Source organism: Zoogloea sp. GDB6 (assembly GCF_056724105.1).
In genome coordinates, this window is record NZ_CM161497.1 from 5,578,190 (window position 1) to 5,596,953 (window position 18,764).

Here is an 18,764-nt window from a genome sequence, read left to right on the forward strand (position 1 = left end):
CTCCGGGGCCGGGTCAGTGGCCGACCGAGGCCGCGCCCTTTTCGCCGGTGAGGGCGTAGTTGCGGAAGCGGTCGAGGGAGAAGCCGGTGATCAGCGGGTGGGCGGTGTCGGTGGCGATGGTGTGGGCCATGGTCTTGCCGCACACCGGCGTGGCCTTGAAGCCCCAGGTGCCCCAGCCGGAATCCAGGTAGAAGCCATCCACCGGGGTCTTGCCCATCACCGGCGCGAAGTCGGGGGTCATGTCGGCCATGCCGGCCCACTGGCGCATCACCTTCACGTTGGAGAGGAAGGGGAACATCTCCAGCATGTGGCTGGTGAGGCCTTCGACGAAGTCCAGCGTGGAGCGGGTGCCGTGCAGCTCGTAGGGGTCGAGGGAGGCGCCCATCACCAGCTCGCCGCGGGCCGACTGGCTGATATAGACGTGCAGGCTGCCGGACACCAGGATCGGGTCGAGCCAGGGCTTGACCGGCTCGCTGACCATCGCCTGCAGCGGGTGGATGTAGATCGGCGACTTGACGTCCACCATCTTGAGGATGCGCGGCGTGGAGCCGGCCACCGCGCACAACACCTTGCCGGTGCTGATGTAGCCCTTGCTGGTGCGCACGCCCTTGACCTTGCCGCCTTCCACGTCGATGCCCAGCACTTCGGTCTGCTGGTGGATCTCGACGCCGCGCTGGTCGGCGCCGCGGCCGTAACCCCAGGCCACCGCGTCGTGGCGCGCCACCGAGCCGGGGGCGTGGTACAGCGCGCCGAGGATCGGCGAGTGGCCGGCGCAGGTGATGTCGATCATCGGCGCGGCTTCCTTCACCACTTCCGGCCCGACCACTTCGGAGGCGACGCCGTAATGCTTGTTCACCTCGGCGCGCCAGCGCATGGTGCGCAGCGCCGAATCGGTGTGGGCGAGGGTGAAGTGGCCCCGGTTGGCGTAGAACAGGTTGAGGTCGAAGTCTTCCGACAGGTCCTGCCACAGGCGCACGGACTCGTCGTAGAACTGGACGCCCTCGGGGGTCAGGTAGTTGGAGCGGATGATGGTCGTGTTGCGGCCGGTGTTGCCGCCGCCGATGTACCCCTTCTCGAGCACGCAGACATTGGTGATGCCGTGTTCGCGGGCCAGGTAGTAGGCGGCCGACAGGCCGTGTCCGCCGCCGCCGATGATGACCACGTCGTAGCTGGATTTCAGCTTCTCGTGGAAGGTGAACATCCGGGGTTCTGGGTGCTTCTTGTTGAGCGCGAAGCGCAGGAGACGCCAGGGCATGGTGGTTCCTCTAGTTCCGGTGTTTCAGCGGAAGACGACGGTCTTGTTGCCATGGACGAGGACGCGGTCCTCGAGGTGGTAGCGCAGCCCGCGTGCGAGGACGGCCTTCTCGATGTCCTTGCCGTAGCGGACGAGGTCGTCGGGGGCGTCGGAGTGATCCACGCGGATGACGTCCTGCTCGATGATGGGTCCCTGGTCGAGCTCGCTGGTGACGTAGTGGCAGGTGGCGCCGATGAGCTTGACGCCCTTGGTGTGGGCCTGGTGGTAGGGCTTGGCGCCGACGAAGCTGGGCAGGAAGCTGTGGTGGATGTTGATGATCTGGCCGGGATAGTTGGTGCACAGCTCCGGCGAGAGGATCTGCATGTAGCGGGCCAGCACCATCACGTCGCCATCGGCCTCGCGGAACAGCTCTTCGACCTTGGCGTAGGCGGCGGGCTTGTTGTCCGCGGTGACGGGCACGTGGTGGAAGGGGATGCCGTGCCATTCGACGAAACCGCGGAAGGTCTCGTGGTTGGAGATGACGCAGGGGATGTCGATGTCCAGGTCGCCGGACTGCCAGCGGGCGAAGAGATCGTAGAGGCAGTGTTCTTGCTTGGAGACGAGGATGACGACGCGCTTCTTGCGGGCGCTGTCGGAGATGCGCCACTCCATGCCGAACTCGACGGCGATGGGGGCGAACTTGTCGCGCAGGGTGTCGATGCCGAAGGGCAGGGAGTCGGCCAGGATTTCCTGGCGCATGAAGAAGCGGCCCGCCTCGGCGTCGGCGTGGTGGTTCGCCTCGGTGATCCAGCCCTGATGGCTGGCAAGGAAGCCGCTTACCGCGGCGACGATGCCGACCCGGTCGGGACAGGAGAGGGACAGGGTGTAGCGACGACTCGATGACATGCTCTCAACTCCGCTGGAAGTTCATGTAGAGAATTATTTTTGCACATGGTGCATCTCGAGGTGAATAGTGTCAACTATTTTTTCCTCGTATGAAACACTTGCCTGTGCAATAATTTCGTCATCGAGATTTAGGTGGGAGAACCCCCATGAGCGAACAAGAAGGCAGCGGCAGCCTGGAGCGCTACCTGGGCAACACGATCCGTGACCTGCGCCAGAAGCACGGCCTCACCATTGCGGATGTGGCCAACCTGGCCGGCATCAGCCGCGGCATGCTGTCGAAGATCGAGAATGCGCAGACAGCCACCAGCCTGGACACCCTGTCGCGGCTGGCCGGCGCCCTCGGCGTGTCGATCGCCACGCTGTTCCGTGGCTACGACGTGCGCGACGGCAGCGCGCAGCTGGTGAAGGATGGCGAGGGGATGGAAGTGGTGCGGCGCGGCACCAAGAAGGGGCACACCTATCACCTGCTGGCCTACGACCAGGGGCCGACCAAGGTCTTCGAGCCTTTCCTGATCACCATCGACCACGAGTCGGAGACCTTCCCGATCTTCGAGCACCCGGGCACCGAGTTCATCTACATGCTCGAGGGGGAGATCGAGTACCGCCATGGCCAGAACACCTATGTGCTGAAGCCGGGCGACGCGCTGACCTTCCGCGCCGACATTCCCCACGGCCCGGAAAAGCTCAGCAAGTGCCCGATCCGCTTCCTCAGCGTGCTGATGTATCCGAACTCGGGCGAGGCTGGCTGAGCAGGCGGCGCCTGATTAGGGCGCCGCGGACGAGCGATGGAGTTCCTGCGCGGCCCCGCATCCACAACGGAAGGCAGGCTCCGGCGGGCGCAGGATTTCACGGCTCGCACGGCGTCAGCCGGGCCAGGTCGGCGGCCAGCGCGTCTTCGCCGCGCAGCTTGCCGGCTTCGTCGCGATAGCTGCCGGTGCCGCGGAGCACCGTGAACTGCCAGCTCTTCTCGATCTGTTCCCGCTCGCGGCTCTTCATGAAGCCGGCGATGAAGCGGTTGACCTCCTGCAGCAGGCGGCACGACGACGGCGCGTCGGCGACGCCGACCGCGTAGAACCAGGGCTGGCGCGACAGCGGCTCGGGGAGGATCTCGATGCGGCCGCGCCACGGGCTGTCCTGCCCATAGCAGGCCCACGCGAAGATCGGGTGATCCACCGCGAAGGCATCCACGGTGCCGTCGGCCAGCGCGTCGTGGATGACGCCCTGGTCGGAATAGCCGATCAGGTTGGCCAGCCGCACGGTGCCGGGTTCCTTGCGGGTGTGCTTGCTCCAGCGCAGGCCGGCGGCCTCCAGCGCGGCGAAGGCGGCCGGGTCGTTGATGCAGCCAAGGACCTTGCCTTCCAGGCTGGCCACGCCGTCGATGCGCGTGTCGCCGTGGCGGCGCGCCAGCACGTAATTCAGGTAGGTGTAGCTGTCCGAGAAGGCCACGCCCTGGTAGGCGGCATTCGGTGGCAGCGCACTCCACACCAGGTCGGCGGCGGGCTCGCCGGGGCGGCGGCCGGCCTGCAGAAGCTCGGTGCATTGGTCCCACGGATGTTCGACGAAGTCCACCGCCACGCCCAGATGCTTGGCGAAGGCGCGGGCGTAGTCCACATCCAGCCCGCGCAGTGGCGCGCCGGGCTGCAGGCGGAAGGACAGGCCCTTGAAGGCCGGCTCGATGGCGACCCGCAGGCGGCCGCGGCGGCGGATGTCGGCCAGCCGGTCGTAGCCGGCGTCGGCGGTCAGGCCTTCCTTGTCGAGCAGGCGGTCGAGCACCGCCACGATGTTGTCGTGGGGCTGCTTTTCCAGTCCGCCCAGGTCGAGGCTCAGGCGCTCGGCCCATTCGAGCTTGAGGCGCTGGCGGTCGAAGGTGGACTGGTTGAGGGTGTGCATGGCGGAGATGACCCGCCCGTGTTCGTCGAGGGTGGCGAGGGCGTCGCGCAGCCCGGCGAAGGTCTCTTCGATACGCGTGAAGGCGGCGCCGGTTTCCTGGTTGGAGCGGGCCACGCTGGCTGCGCTCTCCTGGCGGAAGCCCTGCAGGCCCTGCTGGAAATCGGCAAAGTCGAGTAGTTGCGAGGCGCTCTTGGCGTTGGCGACGGTGTCGCCGGCGAGGGCCCGGATGTTGTCGGCGACCACTGCGAAGGCACGGCCCTGTTCGCCGGCGCTGGCCGCTTGAATGGCGGCATTGAGGGCCAGCAGGTCGAGGTCGCGGCCGATCTTCTCGAGTACCTTGACTACTTCGCCGATGCGCGCGACCTTGGCCGATAGCGTGGCTTCCAGCTCGGCCAGGCCGGCATCGATGTCGCCGGCGGTGGCGGCCAGGGTGGCTTCGGCTTGCTGGCGCAGCGCGTGGGCTTCCTCGCTGCCGTTCAGCATGCGGCGCTGGCCGCGCTCGATCTCCAGGGTCATCGCACCGATGCGGGCTTCCACTTCTCCCAGGTGGGCGGCGTGGGCGGTTTCGGCATTCATGCCGTGGCGGATCAGATGAGCGATGTGGCGACCCCACAGGGCCAGGCGACGGCCCGGCGACGGCGGGGCCGGCGGAGCCACGACGGGCTCCGGGGCCCCGCCGCCGACGGCATCGTCGGCGGCCATGAAGTCGTTTCCGCGGGGCCCGAACAGGCCCTTCATAAAACGATTCATCGACATGGGCTCAGTCGTGGTAGGCAGACTCGCCGTGGGTGCTCAGGTCAAGGCCTTCGCGTTCCGCGTCTTCCTCGACCCGCAGGCCGATGACCATATCCACCAGCTTGAAGGCGATGTAGGACACCACGCCGGACCACACCACTGCAGTACCCACGCCCCACGCCTGGGCAACCAGCTGGGCGCCCATGTCGTACGGGGCGACGGCGTTGGCGACGTAGTCGTAGACGCCGGTCCCGCCCAGTTCGGGGGAGGCGAAAACACCAGTCAGCAGCGCACCGAGGATGCCGCCGACGCCATGCACGCCGAACACGTCCAGGGTGTCGTCCATGCCGAGCATGCGCTTGAGGCCATTGACGCCCCAGTAGCACACCAGGCCGCCGAGCAGCCCCATGATGATGGCGCCCATCGGGCCGACCAGGCCGCAGGCCGGGGTGATTACCACGAGGCCGGCGATGGCGCCGGAGACCGCGCCGAGCATCGACGGCTTGCCCTTGAAGATGGCTTCGATCAACGTCCATGCGACGGTTGCGGCGCAGGTGGCCACCAGCGTGTTGAAGAAGGCCAGGCCCGCGGTGGCGCCGGCTTCCAGGGACGAACCGACGTTGAAGCCGAACCAGCCGACCCACAGCAGGGAGCCGCCGACCATCGTCATCGTCAGGCTGTGCGGGGCCATCGATTCACGGCGGTAGCCGAGGCGCGGGCCGATCATGAAGGCGCCGATCAGCGCGGCGATGCCGGCGTTGATGTGCACCACGGTGCCGCCGGCGAAGTCGAGGGCGCCCTTGTTGAACAGGAAGCCACCCACTTCAGCCGCCTTTTCCGCCGCTTCGGCAGAGGTGAAGGCATCCGGGCCGGCCCAGTACCACACCATGTGGGCCATCGGGATGTAGGAGAAGGTGAACCACAGCACCATGAAGGCCAGCACCGCGGTGAATTTGATGCGCTCGGCGAAGCCGCCGATGATCAGCGCCGGGGTGATCGCCGCGAAGGTCAGCTCGAAGGACGCGAAGATGTACTCCGGCAGCACGACGCCCTTGCTGAAGGTGGCGGCCACGGTGTCCGGCGTGACGCCCTTCATGAACAGCTTGTCGAAGCCACCGATGAAGGCATTGCCGTCCGTGAAGGCCAGGCTGTAGCCATAGACGGCCCACAGCACGCCGAGCAGGCAGAAGATCACCAGCGACTGCATGAGGATCGACAGCATGTTCTTGCTGCGGACCATGCCGCCGTAGAACAGGCCGAGGCCAGGGGCGGCCATCATCACCACCAGCAGCGTGGCGGTGATCAGCCAGGCGGTGTCGCCCTTGTTGGGCACGGGAGCGGGAGCGGCAGCGGCAGGGGCTGCCGGTGTTGCGGCAGTGGCGGTTGCGGCCGCGGCTGCCGGAGTGCTGGCTGTGTCGGCGGCGGCGCTGACGGTCGCCGCGGCAGCCGGGGCGTCGTCGGCCCAGCCGGGCATCGCGAAACAGAGGGCGAAAAGCAGGGTTGCCAGGGCAAGAATGCGTTTCATGGGAGCGCTCCTAAAGGGCTTCGAGACCGGCTTCGCCGGTGCGGATGCGGACGGCCTTCTCAAGGTCGAAGACGAAGATCTTTCCGTCGCCGATCTTGCCGGTGGCGGCGGCCTGCTCGATGGCGGCGATGGCGCTTTCCAGCACGTCGTCGGGCACGGCGACCTCCACTTTCACCTTGGGCAGGAAGTCCACGACGTACTCGGCACCCCGGTACAGCTCGGTGTGCCCCTTCTGGCGGCCGAAGCCTTTGACGTCGGTGACGGTGACGCCGTTTACGCCGACGGCATTGAGGGCCAGGCGGACCTCGTCGAGCTTGAACGGCTTGATGATTGCGCTAATCCATTTCATTGGAACCTCCAAGGGAGGCCCGGCGACCGCAAGGAAGCCGGACGGGATGTGGGCGGGTTTTTCATAGGCGGTATTGCATGTAAAGAACAAAAGTTTCATGCAAAGAAAAGCACGAGCTATGCCAAGCCGCAATCCCTACAAATGAAGGGGGTTTAACAAAATGAAAATAAAATTCATGCACTAAAACACGGCGCAGAGGTCAAAACTGCACCAAGTCGGGCAGCGGAAGTGGAGGGGCAAAGCGTCAGGGAGGCGTCGGGAAAACGAGAGAAAAGTCGCGAACCGGCGTGAGAGACAGGTTGTATCCTGCTTGGTACGTAATACGGTAATACTGGTATGTCGTTTGCTTGATGAAAACCGTATCTATGTTGAGGAGGGTTGCGATATGTTCTCTGCACTCTGGCAGTACTGCCTGGCCCGTCTGCGTGCCGGCCAGGCCTGGATCTCCGAGACGACCAACAATTCCCGTTCGGCGCGCCTCGCGACGATGGGCCTGCAAGGCCCCGCCGAGCAGGATGCGGGGGCCGACGGCCTGCATATGCAGCAGTTCGGGGGCTGGCGTTGAGGTGAGGGCACAGTCGTCCATATCCCGGCGTGTGAGACCACGTCGGGATAGCGGCGAGCCGGTCGTCTTGTTTCTTGGGTGCTGTCGCGGCAAAACGTTCCGCTGTTGCCGGCGAATCCGACACGGAGGAGGGGGCGGTGCGATGTACGTAGCGTGATTTATTTCACGCACGGCTACGGAGGCTCAGGTCTTATTCTAGATTCCTATTCATGGTCAAATTCGACCGCGAGCGGGAGTCCATCATGTCCTTGACTGCGCCTGGGCTCACTGACGGCGTTCCCGCCGATCCAGCCGACGGCAGCGCCCTGTTCCTGTCGACGCTGACGGCCAGCCCGCGCGAAAGGCGCGTGGCGCTGACGGTCCTGGTGTTCTCCCTGCTGGTCTTCGCGCTGCTCGCCCCGTTCGCACGGGTGCCGTTGCCCCCGATCTGGGGCTTCATCCCGTGCTACGAGTCCTGGCTGGTAGCCACCGACCTGATCACCGCGGCGCTGCTGTTCAGCCAGTATCTTTCGTTCAATTCCCGCGCGTTGTTCGTGCTGGGCTGCGGCTATCTGTACGTGGCCTGCATGACCGTAGCTCATGCGCTGACCTTTCCGGGGCTGTTCACCTCCACCGGTTTGCTAGGTGCCGGCCCGCAGAGCACGGCCTGGCTGTACATGTTCTGGCACGGCGTCTTCCCGCTGTTCATCGTCGCCTACGCGTGCTTCAAGGGGCGGGACGATGTGTCCTCTGTGCTGCCGCGCCGTCTGCGTCTGCCGCTGTTGGCAGCGGGGGCGGGCATGGTGGCGTTGAGCGCCGGCTTCACTGCGCTGGCCACTGTCGGGCAGGACTTGCTGCCGGCGATCATGGACGGTAACCGTTACCGCTCGTCGATGTCGCTCGTGGTCGCCTCGATATGGGCCACCAGCCTGCTGGCGCTGGCCGTGCTGTGGTTCAGCCGGCCCCATTCGGTGCTCGACCTGTGGCTGATGATCATGGTGTGTGCGTCCTTGATCGACATCGCGCTGTCGGCGATGCTCAACGGCGGGCGCTTCGATCTTGGATTCTATGCCGGCCGCGTGTACGGCCTGCTGGCGGCGAGCTTCGTGCTGCTGGTGCTGCTGGTGGAAAGCGGCATCCTGTACCGTAAGCTGGTGCATTTGACCGAGACCCTCAAGCGCCTGACCGCGCAGGACGCGCTGACCGGCATCGGCAACCGGCGGGCCTTCGACGGCTCCCTCGATCTGGAGCTGCGCCGGGCGATGCGCAGCGGCCAGCCGCTGTCATTGCTGATGATCGATGTGGATCACTTCAAGGACTTCAACGACCATTTCGGCCATGTGGAAGGAGACCGCTGCCTGCAGATGGTCGCCAAGACCCTCAACGTGGCGGTCGTCCGTGCCGCCGACATGGTGGCCCGCTATGGCGGCGAGGAGTTCGTGGCGCTGCTGCCAGGCACTGATGAAACCGCCGCCGCCCAGGTGGCCGAGCGCCTGCGCAGTGCGGTGGCCGCGCTGCGCATCGTGCACCGCGGCACGCTGGAAAGCAGCCGGGTCACCGTCAGCATCGGCGTGGCCTGCTTGCGGCCGGCCTGGCCGGTGGAAAATCCGAACCACTCGATGAGTCCGGTCGGCATCGATCTGGTGGAGCGTGCCGACCGGGCGCTGTATGCCGCCAAGGAGGCCGGCCGCAACCGGGTGATCGTGGCGGCGGAGCCGCTGGTGAGATGACGGGGCTTACCTGGCGGCAGCCGCATCGCCGGGCAGGTGGGCGTGGCCGCTGTTGAACTCGATGCAGGCGCGCTCCTCGGCGTATTCGATGATCGTTTCCTTGCCGGCGTGCTTGGCCTCGCGCACCGCGTACACCACCGGGCGCGGCTTGTCGGCCTCGGTGTATTTGCGGATCGGCACCGTCACCGTGAACGGCCGCGTCAGCACCGTCGGGTCGGTGATGCGCGCCTCGTAGTTGTAGCGCTTGCCATCCCTGTCGAAGGTGTAGCGCTCCTCGATCTTCACGTTCTCGCTGACGAACTCGCCGCTGCGGCCGAACTTGGACTTGCCGTTGTAGTTCGAGATGCTGACCACCAGCGTGTTGCCTTCCCAGCGGCCGCGGGAATCCCCGTTCCATAGCTTGATGTTGTCGGCCAGGTGGGGCTTGTTGTCCAGGTGGATGATGCGGGTGCCCTGGTCGAACAGGAACACGACGTAGCCCGGATACTGGTAGATCTCGTGGCCGTGCATGTACAAGGCCTGCGGAATGCCCGGTGGCGCGCAGCGGGCCAGCGGGTCCACGTACTCGGGCTTGATCGGGTTGGAGTAATAGGTCTGGTATTCCTGGACCTTGGCGCGGGCCCACGGCTGGTAGGGCACCTGGCCGTCGGCGGGCTCGCTGACCCGGCTTGGTGCGCGCTGTTCCCGTGGCGGCAGGTTGCGCTGGCGCTCGCCGGTGGAGATGCCTTCGGGGTCGGTCAGGTTCAGGTAGCTGCCGAAGGTCGGGCCCCAGAAGCCGCTCACGTCGGGCTGGCCGTCGGGCAGGCGCGGGCCCTGCCAGGGGCCGGCGGGGATCTTCGGGATGCTCTTGTCCACCACCGGCGCCGCGGTGGCGGCGGGTTGCGTGGGGGCGGTCTGGGCGTGGGCGGTGCCGGTGGCAAGCAGGCTGGCGCAGGCCAGCAGCACGGCGCGGCGGTGGTGGGGTCGGGTCGAGGTCCGGTGGGTCATCGGGGTGTCCATCGCAGGCGGGTTCCTTCCTCAGTTCTTGTCGCGCTTGGGCGGGTAGTACTGGTCGAAATCGAGGGTGAAGCGGTAGTCCTCGATCAGCTGGAAGTCCTTCTCCCGGTGGCGGTGGAGGATCACGCCGAGGGTCCACGGGCGGCTATAGACCTGCGGGTCCTCGAGGGTCGCCTTGTACTCGACGGTGTTGGCGTCCAGGTAGGTCCACCGCTCCACCACATGCAGGTCGCTGCTGTGGAAGTTGCCGGCCCGGTCGAGCCAGGTCTGGTCGGTGAAGTTGCGTGCGTCCACCACCAGCGTGTCGCCGTCCCAGCGGCCGCGGGAGTCGCCGGACAGCAAGTCGCCGATCACGTCGGGATGCTCGGTCTGGTTGGTGTGGATGGTGCGGACCGTGTGGCCGAACTGGAACACCAGCTTCAGGTCGCGGGGACGCTGGAAGATCTGGAAGGGCTCCGGATAGTAGATGCCGCGCGGCACGCCGAGGGTCCAGCCCTTGCTGCGCGGGTCGGCCGTCTCGCGAGCCTCGAAGTTCTTTTTCTTCTGGGCCAGCGCCTGGGGCAGGTAGGGGATGAACTTGCCCTCGACGACGCCGGCGCCGGGGGCGGCGTCCTTGCGCGCGGCGTGGGGTTCGAGGTCGTCGTCGGCCGGCGTGAGGGTCTGCCAGATGCCGGAAAAGTCGGGCTTGCCATTGGGCAGGCGCGGGATCGCGTCGTGGGCGAAGGCCAACTGGCTGGCGAGCAGCATCAGGCCGGCGGCCAGCAGGCGGGCGCCACGGGGCGGCCGCGCGGGGATCGGTGCGTCGGTCAAGACGTTTATCTCCTGTGGAACGGTGGGGCGGGGCGGCACGGGCCGCCGCGCTTACTTGGTGACGGGGGCCGCTGTGCCGGCCAGCTCCGGCGGGCGCTTGTCGTTGGGGTACCAGAAGACCCGGTGGCAGGCCTCGCAGGCCTGGTCGATGGACCCGCCGGCGACGGTGAGGCGCTCCACGCTACGCGCGTCGATGGCGGCCAGCGCCTCCTCGGCAGCCTGCTGCAGATGGCGCGCGTGGGTGACGAAGCGCGGGCGCTCCTTGCCGATCAGCGCGCCGATCTCGTCGGGCTTGAGGATGCCGGCGACATGGGCGTCTTCCAGCTGTTTGCCGGCATGCACCAGCGGACGGCCCTCGACAGCCAGCAGGTTGGCGGCCTCGGCGAGCTGGATGGCCAGGTGGCGGACTGCGGTCCACTCCTCGTCGGTGCGTGGCTGCTTGTCCTCGACGCCCTTGGCGGTGACGGTGCTGGAGACGGACTCCCACAGCGCGTCGGCGCTGGGATCGACGATGGACTGCATGATCTCCTGGATCGACGCGGTCGGGCGGAAGGCCGGCTCGGTGGCCGCCTTCGGGGCATCGTCGCGGCAACCGGCGAGGCAGAAGGCGGCCAGCAGCGCGAGGGCGGATAGCGTGGGCTTGAACATGGTCGGTTACCTCATACAAAACCGATGATGCGGCCGGCCAGCGCGGCGCCGAACCACGCACCGAGGCCCAGCACGATGCTGACGCGGGCCCGCGCCGGCGACGGCTGGGCGCTGCGGCTGACCGGGCCGAGCAGGAGCAGCTGGATCAGCACCGCGGTGGCCAGCAGCCCGAGCTTGGCGATGAACACCGGCTTGTAGAAGTACAGCAGCGGGCTCGCCGAGAACATCAGGATGCCGCTCGCCACGGCCAGCGCCAGGCCGAGCCAGATCAGGCGGTTGGCCTCGCGGGCGACCGAGGGCAGCGGCTGGCGCCCGAAGGCCAGGCCCAGCACGCGCAGGCTGACCAGCGCCAGGGAGGCCAGCAGCAGCACGAAGCCGAGCACATGGATGATCTGCAGGCCGGCGCCGACCAAGTGGTCGGCCTTGCTGACGGAGTGCGCGAAGGCGCTGTTCTGCAGGTCGGTAAGGAGTTCGCGGATGGGCATCGCAATTACCAGGCAGGGATATAGGGAATCAGGCGGCCGCAGACGATCACCAGCGTCCACAGCACCAGCGAGGCCAGCCCGGCCAGCTGCGCGTTGGCCGGCAGGGCGCCGTGCTGGGCGTGCTGCACGGCTGGCTGGCGGGCGATGACGAACTCGAAATACAGCGCGTTGAGGCCGCCGAGCAGGATGAAGGCCAGCTTGAACGGGAAGGGCGGGCTGGCCACCAGCGTTGCCGCCTCGGCCCAGAACAGCAGGCCGCCGGAGATGAAGATCGCCGCGAAGCCGCCCAGCACGTAGGGGCGCAGGTGGTGCAGCACGTCGTTGAGCGGCACGTGGCGCAGGAAGACGCCGAGCAGGCGCAGGTCAGTGAGGAAGATCAGCCCAACCGAGATCGACAGGCCGATCAGGTGGATGCCTTCGATGATCGGGAAGGCCAGCGACGATTCCGCGATGGCGACGCCGATGCGGGTGCCCTCGATGGACTGGGCGAGTTCGAGGATGGAAGCCATGGACGGGGGGACTCGTGTCTCAGCGGGCTGCCGTCGGCGCGTCGCCGGCGCCACCGGTGAAGAAGCTGCGTCCGTCGGCCAGCGTCACGCTGACCGCGTAGCCGAGGGGACCGCCGTTCTTGGCGCGGTAGCCCTTGATGCGCACTTCCGAGCCGACCTGCAGCTCGGTACGGGTCAGGCCTTTCTGCTGCAGGGCCAGCGGCGTGCCGAACTCGGCGCCCCAGTTGGTCACCGTGCCGTCGGCGTTCTTCACGTCGAAATACAGCCAGCTGTGCGGATTGACCCACTTGGCCTTGGTGACGGTGCCCTTCAGGTCGATCGGCTGGTCGGCGTCGAATTCGGCAGCGAAGGCGTGGTGGGCGTGGGCGGGGCCGCCGGCCGCGGCCAGCAGCACGAGGGTGGCCAGCGCGCCCAGGCGGGAGCGGGACGGTTTGAACGGGGTGTGCATCGGATTCTCCTGTTTGCGAGACGTGGGCGTGCCCTTATCCAGTGGGGAAGAGGGGCAGCGGGACGGACGGGTCAGTACAGCGAGGCGCTGATGGTCACGCCGAACCAGCGCGGGATACCCGGCTTGTAGCTGTTCCAGGTCGGCTGCAGGCTGGTGTCCTCGTTGAAGAGGTTCTTCACCACGAAGCTCACGTCGAACTTGTTGTCCTGGCGGCCGACGCCGACGGCCAGGTCCGCCACGCCGAAGCTCTTGGTCTTGCTGTAGCGGGACAGGGTCGGGTCGGCGTAATAGCTGCTCTGGAAGTTGTAGTTGAGGTTGGTGTGGAAGACCTTGTTGCCGAGGATCGGATAGGAGAAATCGCCGAACAGGTTGCCGCTGAACTTCGGTGCGCCGGCCAGCGTTTTGCCGCTGGCGTCAAAGTAGGGCTGGCTCGGGTCGCCGCCCAACTCGCCGGGGTTGGCGGCGAACTTGAAGTCCTTGTAGCGGGCGTCCGTGTAGGCGCCGGCGAAGCGCAGCGTGGTGTAGGGCAGGCCCGAGTACACCACGTCCAGCTCCAGGCCCTTGGTCTGCACCTTCGGCACGTTGCCGAGGGCCGACAGGTAGGCCGGCAGGCCATTGTTGTTGAGGCGGGTCTGCACCTCGTCGAACACATATACCGGCTGGATGTAGTTGCGGATGTTCTGCAGGAACAGCGCACTGGTCACCGACAGGGTCTTGTTCAGGAAGAAGGACTTCAGGCCCAGTTCGTAGGCGTCGGTCTTTTCCGTGTCCGCCGGTACCGACTTGCCGCCCAGTACCGTGCCGCCGACGATCTGCGACACGCCGGCTTTCTCGCCGTGTTTCCAGGTGGCGAAGCCGGTGTGGGCGTTGTTGAAGCGGTAGGTGGAGCCCAGCTCGATGGTCGGCAGGGTTTCCAGATAGGACTGGGCGATAGTGTTCTGGTACAGCGCGCCGATGCGCCCGGCGCGGATCGCCTTGGCGGCGGCGACCTGCTTCTTCTGGTCCGCCGACAGTGCGCCGTAGGTGGCGACACCGAAGTACTTCTGCGCGACGAAGTCCGCCAGCGCCCGCTGGGCGGTGCTGTTCGACGCGGCCAGCACGCCGTTGGCGTCGTTGGCGAAGCCGTTGAGCTGCACGTTGTTGACCGCGGCCGGGTTGAGCTCGGCGCCGAAGCCGTTGGAGTCGATGACGCTGCTGCCGGAGGTCTTGCGCGATTCGCGGCTGAGGCGCAGGCCGGCGCTCAGGCTCAGTTCCTTGGTGGCATCCCAGATGATGTTGGAGTAGGCCGCCTGGGTCTTGTTGTCGAGGCGGTTGCGGACCTTGGTGATCAGGCCGTCGAGGGAGTTGAGCAGCAGCGCGCGGCCGGCGGAGTCGGTGGCGTTGGGCAGCAGCGGGTTGACCGGGTCGAGCAGCGCGTACTGGGCCGCGTTGGCGTACCAGGCGCCGCCGTCGGAGCCATAGCGCTCGGTCTGGCTGGTGTTCGGGAACTGGCTCTGGAAGAAGTACAGGCCGCCCTGATAGCGCAGCGTGTCGCTGAGCTTGCTGTCGAGCTTGATCTCCTGGCTCAGCTGCTTGTATTCGGTCTGGGTGCCGCGCGGTGCGCGCAGCCATTCGAACTGGGTGTGGGTGCCGGCGCCCTGGGAGAAGTCGTAGTCCCGGTAGCCGGTGATGAAGGTCAGCGTGTGCGCGTCGTTGAGCTTGTATTTCACGTCGGCGGTCACGCCCTTGGTGGCGTAGGTGTTGGGATACTCGCCGAGGGTGTTGATCTCCTTGGCGTAGTAGTCGGCCACCGTGTAGTCGGTCTTCTGGCCGAACCAGCGCCGGTTGATCTTGCCGAAGTTGTCTTCCGCGTAATTCACCGGGATCGGCTGGCCGGCAGCATTGAGGCGGTCGTAGTTGGCCGGCGTCTTCAGGCGGAAGGCGAAGCAGTTCTCGCAGATCTCGCGGCCCTTCGGCGTGAAGTCCAGCGACAGGCGGGCTTCCAGATCCTTGTTGGGGGTCAGCAGGAACTGGCTGCGGATGTTGGTGCGGTCGGTGTTGCGCCACGAGTAGTGGCTGTCATTCTTGTTGTCGTAGGGACCGTCGGCGGTTTCCCGGTTGACGGTCAGGCGGTAGGCCAGCACGTCGTCCTGGATCGGGCCACCGATCACCGCGGTGGCGATGGCGGTGTTCAACTCGCCGTAGGTGACCGACGCGCGGGCCTCCGGCACGAAGCTCGGCTTGCGGGTGTTGATGGACACCCGGCCGACGTTGGACGCGCGGCCGCCATCCACGCCGGTGGGGCCGCGGGTGACGTCCACCGACTCGATATCGAGGAAGTTGCCCAGTGCAGTGATCGAGCTGATGCCGTAGCTCACGCCATCTACGTTTACGCCGACGCTGGGCTCCAGCACGCCGGCCCCGGCCGCCCAACCCACGCCGCGGATGAAGATCGACGCGGTGTTGGGGTTCTGCCAGGACGTGCGCACGTTGCCGATGCGATTGACGATGTCGCGGAAATTATTCACATGGAATTTCTCCAGCTCCTCGCCGGTGACCACCGACACGGACTTGGGGATCTCCTTCAGCTTGGTGTTCTTCACTGATACGGCTTCTAGCAGCAGCGCGTCGCCCTTGTTGGGGGCCAGCGGGGGCTGCGGAGCGCTGGCGGTTTCGGCGACACTTGTCGGCGTGACCGGCCTGGCCGCGGGGGCTGTTGGCGCGCTGTTGCCGGTCTGCTGCTTCTGTTGCTCCAGGGCCTGGCGCAGGCGCTCGTTCTCGGCGGCGAGGCGCTTGTTTTCGGCCTGCACATCGCTCAGGGATTGGGCGTGAACCGGCAGCGCCGAGAACAGCGTCATGCCGGCGAAAAGGGCGGCAATCGGGGACAGCCGGAAGCCGTGGGGGCGGTTGGTGACTCGTGCAGGGTCGTGTTGCCGGGGGATCCTGTGCTTGCTCATGAATGACGGCGCTCCGAATGTAAATAAATGTTCGAGAGCGTCAGTTTGAGCAAAGCCTATGCCATTGGATGTCCGTTCTTATTCGATATGGCTTTCCGTTTATTCGGATTCACGGCCTGATTTGAAGGGGGTTTTGTAAAGGAAATTGCCTTTCAAACAATATGTTGCAATAAACGTCAGGCCCTGCGCGACGGTCCGTGTGCCGTTGCGGAAGGCGTGGCGCGAAATTGACGAAGAATGGCGCGAATTGAAGCCTGCAATAGGCCGTAGCCCATTCGGCATTCGCCGGAATAGGAATGGCGGGCTGTTCCAATTCCAGCACGGCTGATGCCTGCTCAGCAGGCCGTGTGCAGGGAATTGCCTGGAAAATGGCACCATTTGCCGAGAAGGCAATATAAGGTCATCCACCGAGCTCAGGGGGAATCACTATCGGTGCCGTGTAGAGCAGGGATGCCGGCAGAAGCACTGCGCGCCCGGCGGAAGGCGGGCGCAGCGTGTGGGCTACAGCACGAAGGCGGTCAGGCGACGGTCGAGCATCGCGTTCTCCTGTACCGCGCGGGCGCGGGCCTTGTTGATCTCGGACTGGCGTTCGCCGAAGGCATCGCGCGCATCCACGCTGCTTCGTGCGGCTTCGATGGAACGGATGCAGCGCCAGCGTTCGCCGGTGCGGGTCATGATCTTCTGCATCGATTCGGGGTGGTGGTAGGTCATGCAGTGGTAGCAATAGACTTTGGTCGTCATGGTCACCTCGTCACAGCTTTGCACATGAAATTGCACGCCCGGCCGGGGCGGGCGCGCCTCCAGACTCCAACGCCAGCATGCGCACCGCAGATTGCACGACGATGACAGCCGGGCCGCGGCGTGCATGCCACCCGCGCAGCGCGATGACGCCCGCCATGAACTTCCGCCGCGTGCCGCCCTCTACAATGCGGCAGCGCCGCAAACGCCCTCCCGTACAGGGGCGGCGCGCTGCCCGACAACCGAGAACGCAAGGACACGCACGCTCATGGATATTGCCCGCATCACCCAGACTCGCCACACCACCAAGGCCTTCGACGCCGATCGCCAGATCCCCGAGAACCTCGTCGAGCAGCTGCGCGTACTGCTGCGCAACGCCCCGTCGTCGGTCAATTCCCAGCCCTGGCATTTCGCCATCGCCGCCACGCCGGAAGCCAAGGCACGCGTCGCGCAGGCGACCCAGGGCGGCTTTGCCTACAACGAGCCGAAGGTCCGCAAGGCCTCCCACGTGGTGGTGCTATGCGCTCGCACCACGCTGGACGACGCCCACCTGTCGGCGGTGCTCGACGCCGAGCAGGCCGACGGCCGTTTCGCGACCGACGAGGCCAAGGCCAACCAGGACAAGAGCCGGCGTTTCTACGTGAACCTGCACCAGACCGAGCTGCAGGACGAGCGCAGCTGGATCGAGCGTCAGGTCTACATCGCCCTCGGCACCCTGCTGCTCGGCGCGGCGGCACTGGACATCGACGCTTGTCCGATGGAGGGCTTCGATGTGAAGGCGCTGGACGAAGCCCTCGGCCTTACCGAGCGCGGCCTCACCGGCGTGGTGCTGGTGGCCCTCGGCTACAGCGGCGCGGACGACTTCAACGCCAAGCTGCCCAAATCGCGCCTGCCCGATGGGGCGCTGTTCACCGAGTTGTGATCGACACGGGGGCTGCGGCCCCCGTTTTTTCGTTGATGTTCAGCTGCCCGGTTGCAGCGTGACCGCCACCGACTGGCGGTTGCGGCCGCGCAGGATCTCGATCGATACGCTCTCGCCGACCTTGAAGTCGTCGAGGCGCGCCGCCAGGCGGGCCACCGAATCCACCGGCTTGCCTTCCACCGCGACGATGATGTCGCCCGGCACCAGGCTGCCGTCCGGGTTCTGCGTGATGCCCCGCAGCCCGGCCTGGTGGGCCGCCGACCCGCGCGGTACGCGCAGGATCACCACCCCCTCGACGCCCAGCCCGTGGGAGAGGCGCTGGTTGAGCGCCTCGTCGAGCTCCACGCCCAGCGCCGGGCGCAGATACTTGCCGCTGCGGATCAGCTGCGGTACCACGCGCATCACCGTATCCACCGGGATCGAGAAGCCGATGCCGGCCGAGGTGCCGGACGGGCTGTAGATCGCGGTGTTGATGCCGATCAGGCGGCCGGCCGAGTCGAGCAGCGGGCCGCCGGAGTTGCCGGGGTTGATCGCCGCGTCGGTCTGGATCAGGTGTTCGATCGATGGTCCCTCGTCGTCGCCCTGCAGGCTGCGGTCCAGCGCCGACACGATGCCGGTGGTCAGCGTCCAGTCCAGGCCGAAGGGGTTGCCGATGGCGAAGACCTTCTGCCCGACCTTCAGGTCCGCGCTGGTGCCCACCGGCACCGGCGGTGGCCGCTTGAAGCCGACACCGATGCGCAGCACCGCGATGTCGTGGGCCGGGCTGGCACCGACCAGCGCCGCCTGGTAGTCGCGTCCGTCGGCGAGGCGCACGGTGGCCTGCGAGGCGCCGCGGATGACGTGGAAATTGGTCACCACGTGGCCCGCGTCGTCCCAGATGAAGCCCGAACCGGTGCCGCGCGGCACCGACATCACGTTGCGGGTCCAGTTGTCGCGCACCAGCTGCGAGGTGGTGATGTACACCACCGAATTGCGGGAGCGCTCGAACAGCTCGATGGTCGATTTCTCGTCGGCGGCCAGGTCGCCGCGCGGCGTCACGGTGCGCTCGCTGGCCTGTTGGGGGCTGAAGGCCGACTCCAGCGCCGGCAGGAAATGCCATAGCAGCATCAGTGCGCCGACGCAGACGGTGATGATGAGCCAGCGCTGCGCAAAGCGTTGCTGCTGGTGGGAGGAGTCGTCGTCGTAGCGCATGCGGGCTGCCTGTCGTCGGGGGGCCGTCGGACCGCATGCGGAGCACTCCGCCACGCACGCGCCTGTGCGAAAGATGGGGGATGCGGGGGCGAACTTCAAGGCCTTGAAATTGCCATGGCGCGCACTCAGCTATGGGGGCATGGGCGCCCCGGCGCCGCCTTTTCCCCT

The 18,764-nt window shown here is 66.5% G+C and carries 18 protein-coding genes; 4 read left to right on the forward strand and 14 right to left on the reverse strand.

Annotated features, from left to right (window positions below; genetic code table 11):
• Positions 1-13: 13 nt before the first annotated feature.
• Both AC1PQG_RS25465 and purU read right to left on the reverse strand, forming a co-directional pair.
• Positions 14-1,255, reverse strand: coding sequence for an FAD-dependent oxidoreductase (locus AC1PQG_RS25465; protein WP_481120512.1), 1,242 nt, complete (start codon positions 1,253-1,255; stop codon positions 14-16).
• Positions 1,256-1,279: 24 nt separating this feature from the next.
• Positions 1,280-2,140 (reverse strand): formyltetrahydrofolate deformylase, encoded by an 861-nt coding sequence (gene purU / locus AC1PQG_RS25470; protein ID WP_481120513.1) that lies wholly within the window; start codon positions 2,138-2,140, stop codon positions 1,280-1,282.
• A 146-nt stretch (positions 2,141-2,286) separates the two neighbouring features.
• Between purU and AC1PQG_RS25475 the strand changes: the two genes are divergently transcribed.
• Positions 2,287-2,889 (forward strand): helix-turn-helix domain-containing protein, encoded by a 603-nt coding sequence (locus tag AC1PQG_RS25475; protein ID WP_481120514.1) that lies wholly within the window; start codon positions 2,287-2,289, stop codon positions 2,887-2,889.
• A gap of 97 nt (positions 2,890-2,986) precedes the next feature.
• On the opposite strand, the gene AC1PQG_RS25480 is transcribed toward AC1PQG_RS25475, so the two are convergent.
• Genes AC1PQG_RS25480 through AC1PQG_RS25490 form a run of 3 tightly spaced genes read right to left on the reverse strand, consistent with a single transcriptional unit; the run spans position 2,987 to position 6,639 of the window.
• Positions 2,987-4,732: a methyl-accepting chemotaxis protein gene (locus AC1PQG_RS25480; protein ID WP_481120515.1), complete on the reverse strand. Its 1,746-nt coding sequence runs from the start codon at positions 4,730-4,732 to the stop codon at positions 2,987-2,989.
• A gap of 58 nt (positions 4,733-4,790) precedes the next feature.
• Entirely contained in the window at positions 4,791-6,290 is a 1,500-nt protein-coding gene (locus tag AC1PQG_RS25485; protein ID WP_481120516.1) for an ammonium transporter, read from the reverse strand.
• Positions 6,291-6,300: 10 nt separating this feature from the next.
• On the reverse strand, positions 6,301-6,639 hold the full coding sequence (locus AC1PQG_RS25490) for a P-II family nitrogen regulator (RefSeq protein WP_374479388.1): 339 nt from the start codon (positions 6,637-6,639) through the stop codon (positions 6,301-6,303).
• Positions 6,640-7,024: 385 nt separating this feature from the next.
• On the opposite strand from AC1PQG_RS25490, the gene AC1PQG_RS25495 reads away from it, so the two are divergent.
• Together AC1PQG_RS25495 and AC1PQG_RS25500 are read left to right on the forward strand one after the other, a co-directional pair.
• Positions 7,025-7,204, forward strand: a complete 180-nt coding sequence (locus AC1PQG_RS25495; RefSeq protein ID WP_481120517.1) for a hypothetical protein — start codon at positions 7,025-7,027, stop codon at positions 7,202-7,204.
• Positions 7,205-7,413: 209 nt separating this feature from the next.
• Complete coding sequence (locus AC1PQG_RS25500) at positions 7,414-8,913, forward strand: sensor domain-containing diguanylate cyclase (protein WP_481120518.1); 1,500 nt, start codon at positions 7,414-7,416, stop codon at positions 8,911-8,913.
• A 6-nt stretch (positions 8,914-8,919) separates the two neighbouring features.
• On the opposite strand, the gene AC1PQG_RS25505 is transcribed toward AC1PQG_RS25500, so the two are convergent.
• The 8 genes from AC1PQG_RS25505 to AC1PQG_RS25540 all read right to left on the reverse strand — a co-directional run bounded on the left by AC1PQG_RS25505 (position 8,920) and on the right by AC1PQG_RS25540 (position 16,486).
• On the reverse strand, positions 8,920-9,912 hold the full coding sequence (locus AC1PQG_RS25505; protein WP_481120519.1) for a hypothetical protein: 993 nt from the start codon (positions 9,910-9,912) through the stop codon (positions 8,920-8,922).
• 18 nt (positions 9,913-9,930) lie between these two features.
• Complete coding sequence (locus AC1PQG_RS25510; RefSeq protein WP_481120520.1) at positions 9,931-10,719, reverse strand: hypothetical protein; 789 nt, start codon at positions 10,717-10,719, stop codon at positions 9,931-9,933.
• Between the two features lie 51 nt (positions 10,720-10,770).
• Entirely contained in the window at positions 10,771-11,367 is a 597-nt protein-coding gene (locus tag AC1PQG_RS25515) for a hypothetical protein (protein WP_481120521.1), read from the reverse strand.
• 11 nt (positions 11,368-11,378) lie between these two features.
• Entirely contained in the window at positions 11,379-11,852 is a 474-nt protein-coding gene (locus AC1PQG_RS25520) for a DUF6644 family protein (RefSeq protein WP_481120522.1), read from the reverse strand.
• Between the two features lie 5 nt (positions 11,853-11,857).
• Positions 11,858-12,361 carry a DUF6644 family protein gene (locus AC1PQG_RS25525; RefSeq protein WP_481120523.1) on the reverse strand — a complete coding sequence of 168 codons (504 nt, stop codon included), beginning with the start codon at positions 12,359-12,361 and terminating at the stop codon, positions 11,858-11,860.
• A gap of 19 nt (positions 12,362-12,380) precedes the next feature.
• On the reverse strand, positions 12,381-12,809 hold the full coding sequence (locus tag AC1PQG_RS25530; protein ID WP_481120524.1) for a DUF6152 family protein: 429 nt from the start codon (positions 12,807-12,809) through the stop codon (positions 12,381-12,383).
• Between the two features lie 71 nt (positions 12,810-12,880).
• Positions 12,881-15,745: a TonB-dependent receptor plug domain-containing protein gene (locus tag AC1PQG_RS25535; RefSeq protein ID WP_481120525.1), complete on the reverse strand. Its 2,865-nt coding sequence runs from the start codon at positions 15,743-15,745 to the stop codon at positions 12,881-12,883.
• Between the two features lie 501 nt (positions 15,746-16,246).
• A complete protein-coding gene (locus AC1PQG_RS25540) occupies positions 16,247-16,486 on the reverse strand; it encodes a hypothetical protein (protein WP_481120526.1) in 240 nt (79 codons plus the stop codon).
• Between the two features lie 265 nt (positions 16,487-16,751).
• Between AC1PQG_RS25540 and nfsB the strand changes: the two genes are divergently transcribed.
• Entirely contained in the window at positions 16,752-17,405 is a 654-nt protein-coding gene (gene nfsB / locus AC1PQG_RS25545; protein WP_481120527.1) for an oxygen-insensitive NAD(P)H nitroreductase, read from the forward strand.
• 39 nt (positions 17,406-17,444) lie between these two features.
• Here nfsB and AC1PQG_RS25550 read toward each other — a convergent pair whose 3' ends face one another.
• On the reverse strand, positions 17,445-18,596 hold the full coding sequence (locus AC1PQG_RS25550) for a S1C family serine protease (protein ID WP_481120528.1): 1,152 nt from the start codon (positions 18,594-18,596) through the stop codon (positions 17,445-17,447).
• Positions 18,597-18,764: the final 168 nt, after the last annotated feature.

Bases quoted from the DNA above. Each gene is read 5' to 3' on its own strand.
- AC1PQG_RS25465 (WP_481120512.1), bottom strand. From the start codon at position 1,255: ATGCCCTGGCGTCTCCTGCGCTTCGCGCTCAACAAGAAGCACCCAGAA.
- purU (WP_481120513.1), bottom strand. From the start codon at position 2,140: ATGTCATCGAGTCGTCGCTACACCCTGTCCCTCTCCTGTCCCGACCGG.
- AC1PQG_RS25475 (WP_481120514.1), top strand. From the start codon at position 2,287: ATGAGCGAACAAGAAGGCAGCGGCAGCCTGGAGCGCTACCTGGGCAAC.
- AC1PQG_RS25480 (WP_481120515.1), bottom strand. From the start codon at position 4,732: ATGGCCGCCGACGATGCCGTCGGCGGCGGGGCCCCGGAGCCCGTCGTG.
- AC1PQG_RS25485 (WP_481120516.1), bottom strand. From the start codon at position 6,290: ATGAAACGCATTCTTGCCCTGGCAACCCTGCTTTTCGCCCTCTGTTTC.
- AC1PQG_RS25490 (WP_374479388.1), bottom strand. From the start codon at position 6,639: ATGAAATGGATTAGCGCAATCATCAAGCCGTTCAAGCTCGACGAGGTC.
- AC1PQG_RS25495 (WP_481120517.1), top strand. From the start codon at position 7,025: ATGTTCTCTGCACTCTGGCAGTACTGCCTGGCCCGTCTGCGTGCCGGC.
- AC1PQG_RS25500 (WP_481120518.1), top strand. From the start codon at position 7,414: ATGGTCAAATTCGACCGCGAGCGGGAGTCCATCATGTCCTTGACTGCG.
- AC1PQG_RS25505 (WP_481120519.1), bottom strand. From the start codon at position 9,912: ATGGACACCCCGATGACCCACCGGACCTCGACCCGACCCCACCACCGC.
- AC1PQG_RS25515 (WP_481120521.1), bottom strand. From the start codon at position 11,367: ATGTTCAAGCCCACGCTATCCGCCCTCGCGCTGCTGGCCGCCTTCTGC.
- AC1PQG_RS25520 (WP_481120522.1), bottom strand. From the start codon at position 11,852: ATGCCCATCCGCGAACTCCTTACCGACCTGCAGAACAGCGCCTTCGCG.
- AC1PQG_RS25525 (WP_481120523.1), bottom strand. From the start codon at position 12,361: ATGGCTTCCATCCTCGAACTCGCCCAGTCCATCGAGGGCACCCGCATC.
- AC1PQG_RS25530 (WP_481120524.1), bottom strand. From the start codon at position 12,809: ATGCACACCCCGTTCAAACCGTCCCGCTCCCGCCTGGGCGCGCTGGCC.
- AC1PQG_RS25535 (WP_481120525.1), bottom strand. From the start codon at position 15,745: ATGAGCAAGCACAGGATCCCCCGGCAACACGACCCTGCACGAGTCACC.
- AC1PQG_RS25540 (WP_481120526.1), bottom strand. From the start codon at position 16,486: ATGACGACCAAAGTCTATTGCTACCACTGCATGACCTACCACCACCCC.
- nfsB (WP_481120527.1), top strand. From the start codon at position 16,752: ATGGATATTGCCCGCATCACCCAGACTCGCCACACCACCAAGGCCTTC.
- AC1PQG_RS25550 (WP_481120528.1), bottom strand. From the start codon at position 18,596: ATGCGCTACGACGACGACTCCTCCCACCAGCAGCAACGCTTTGCGCAG.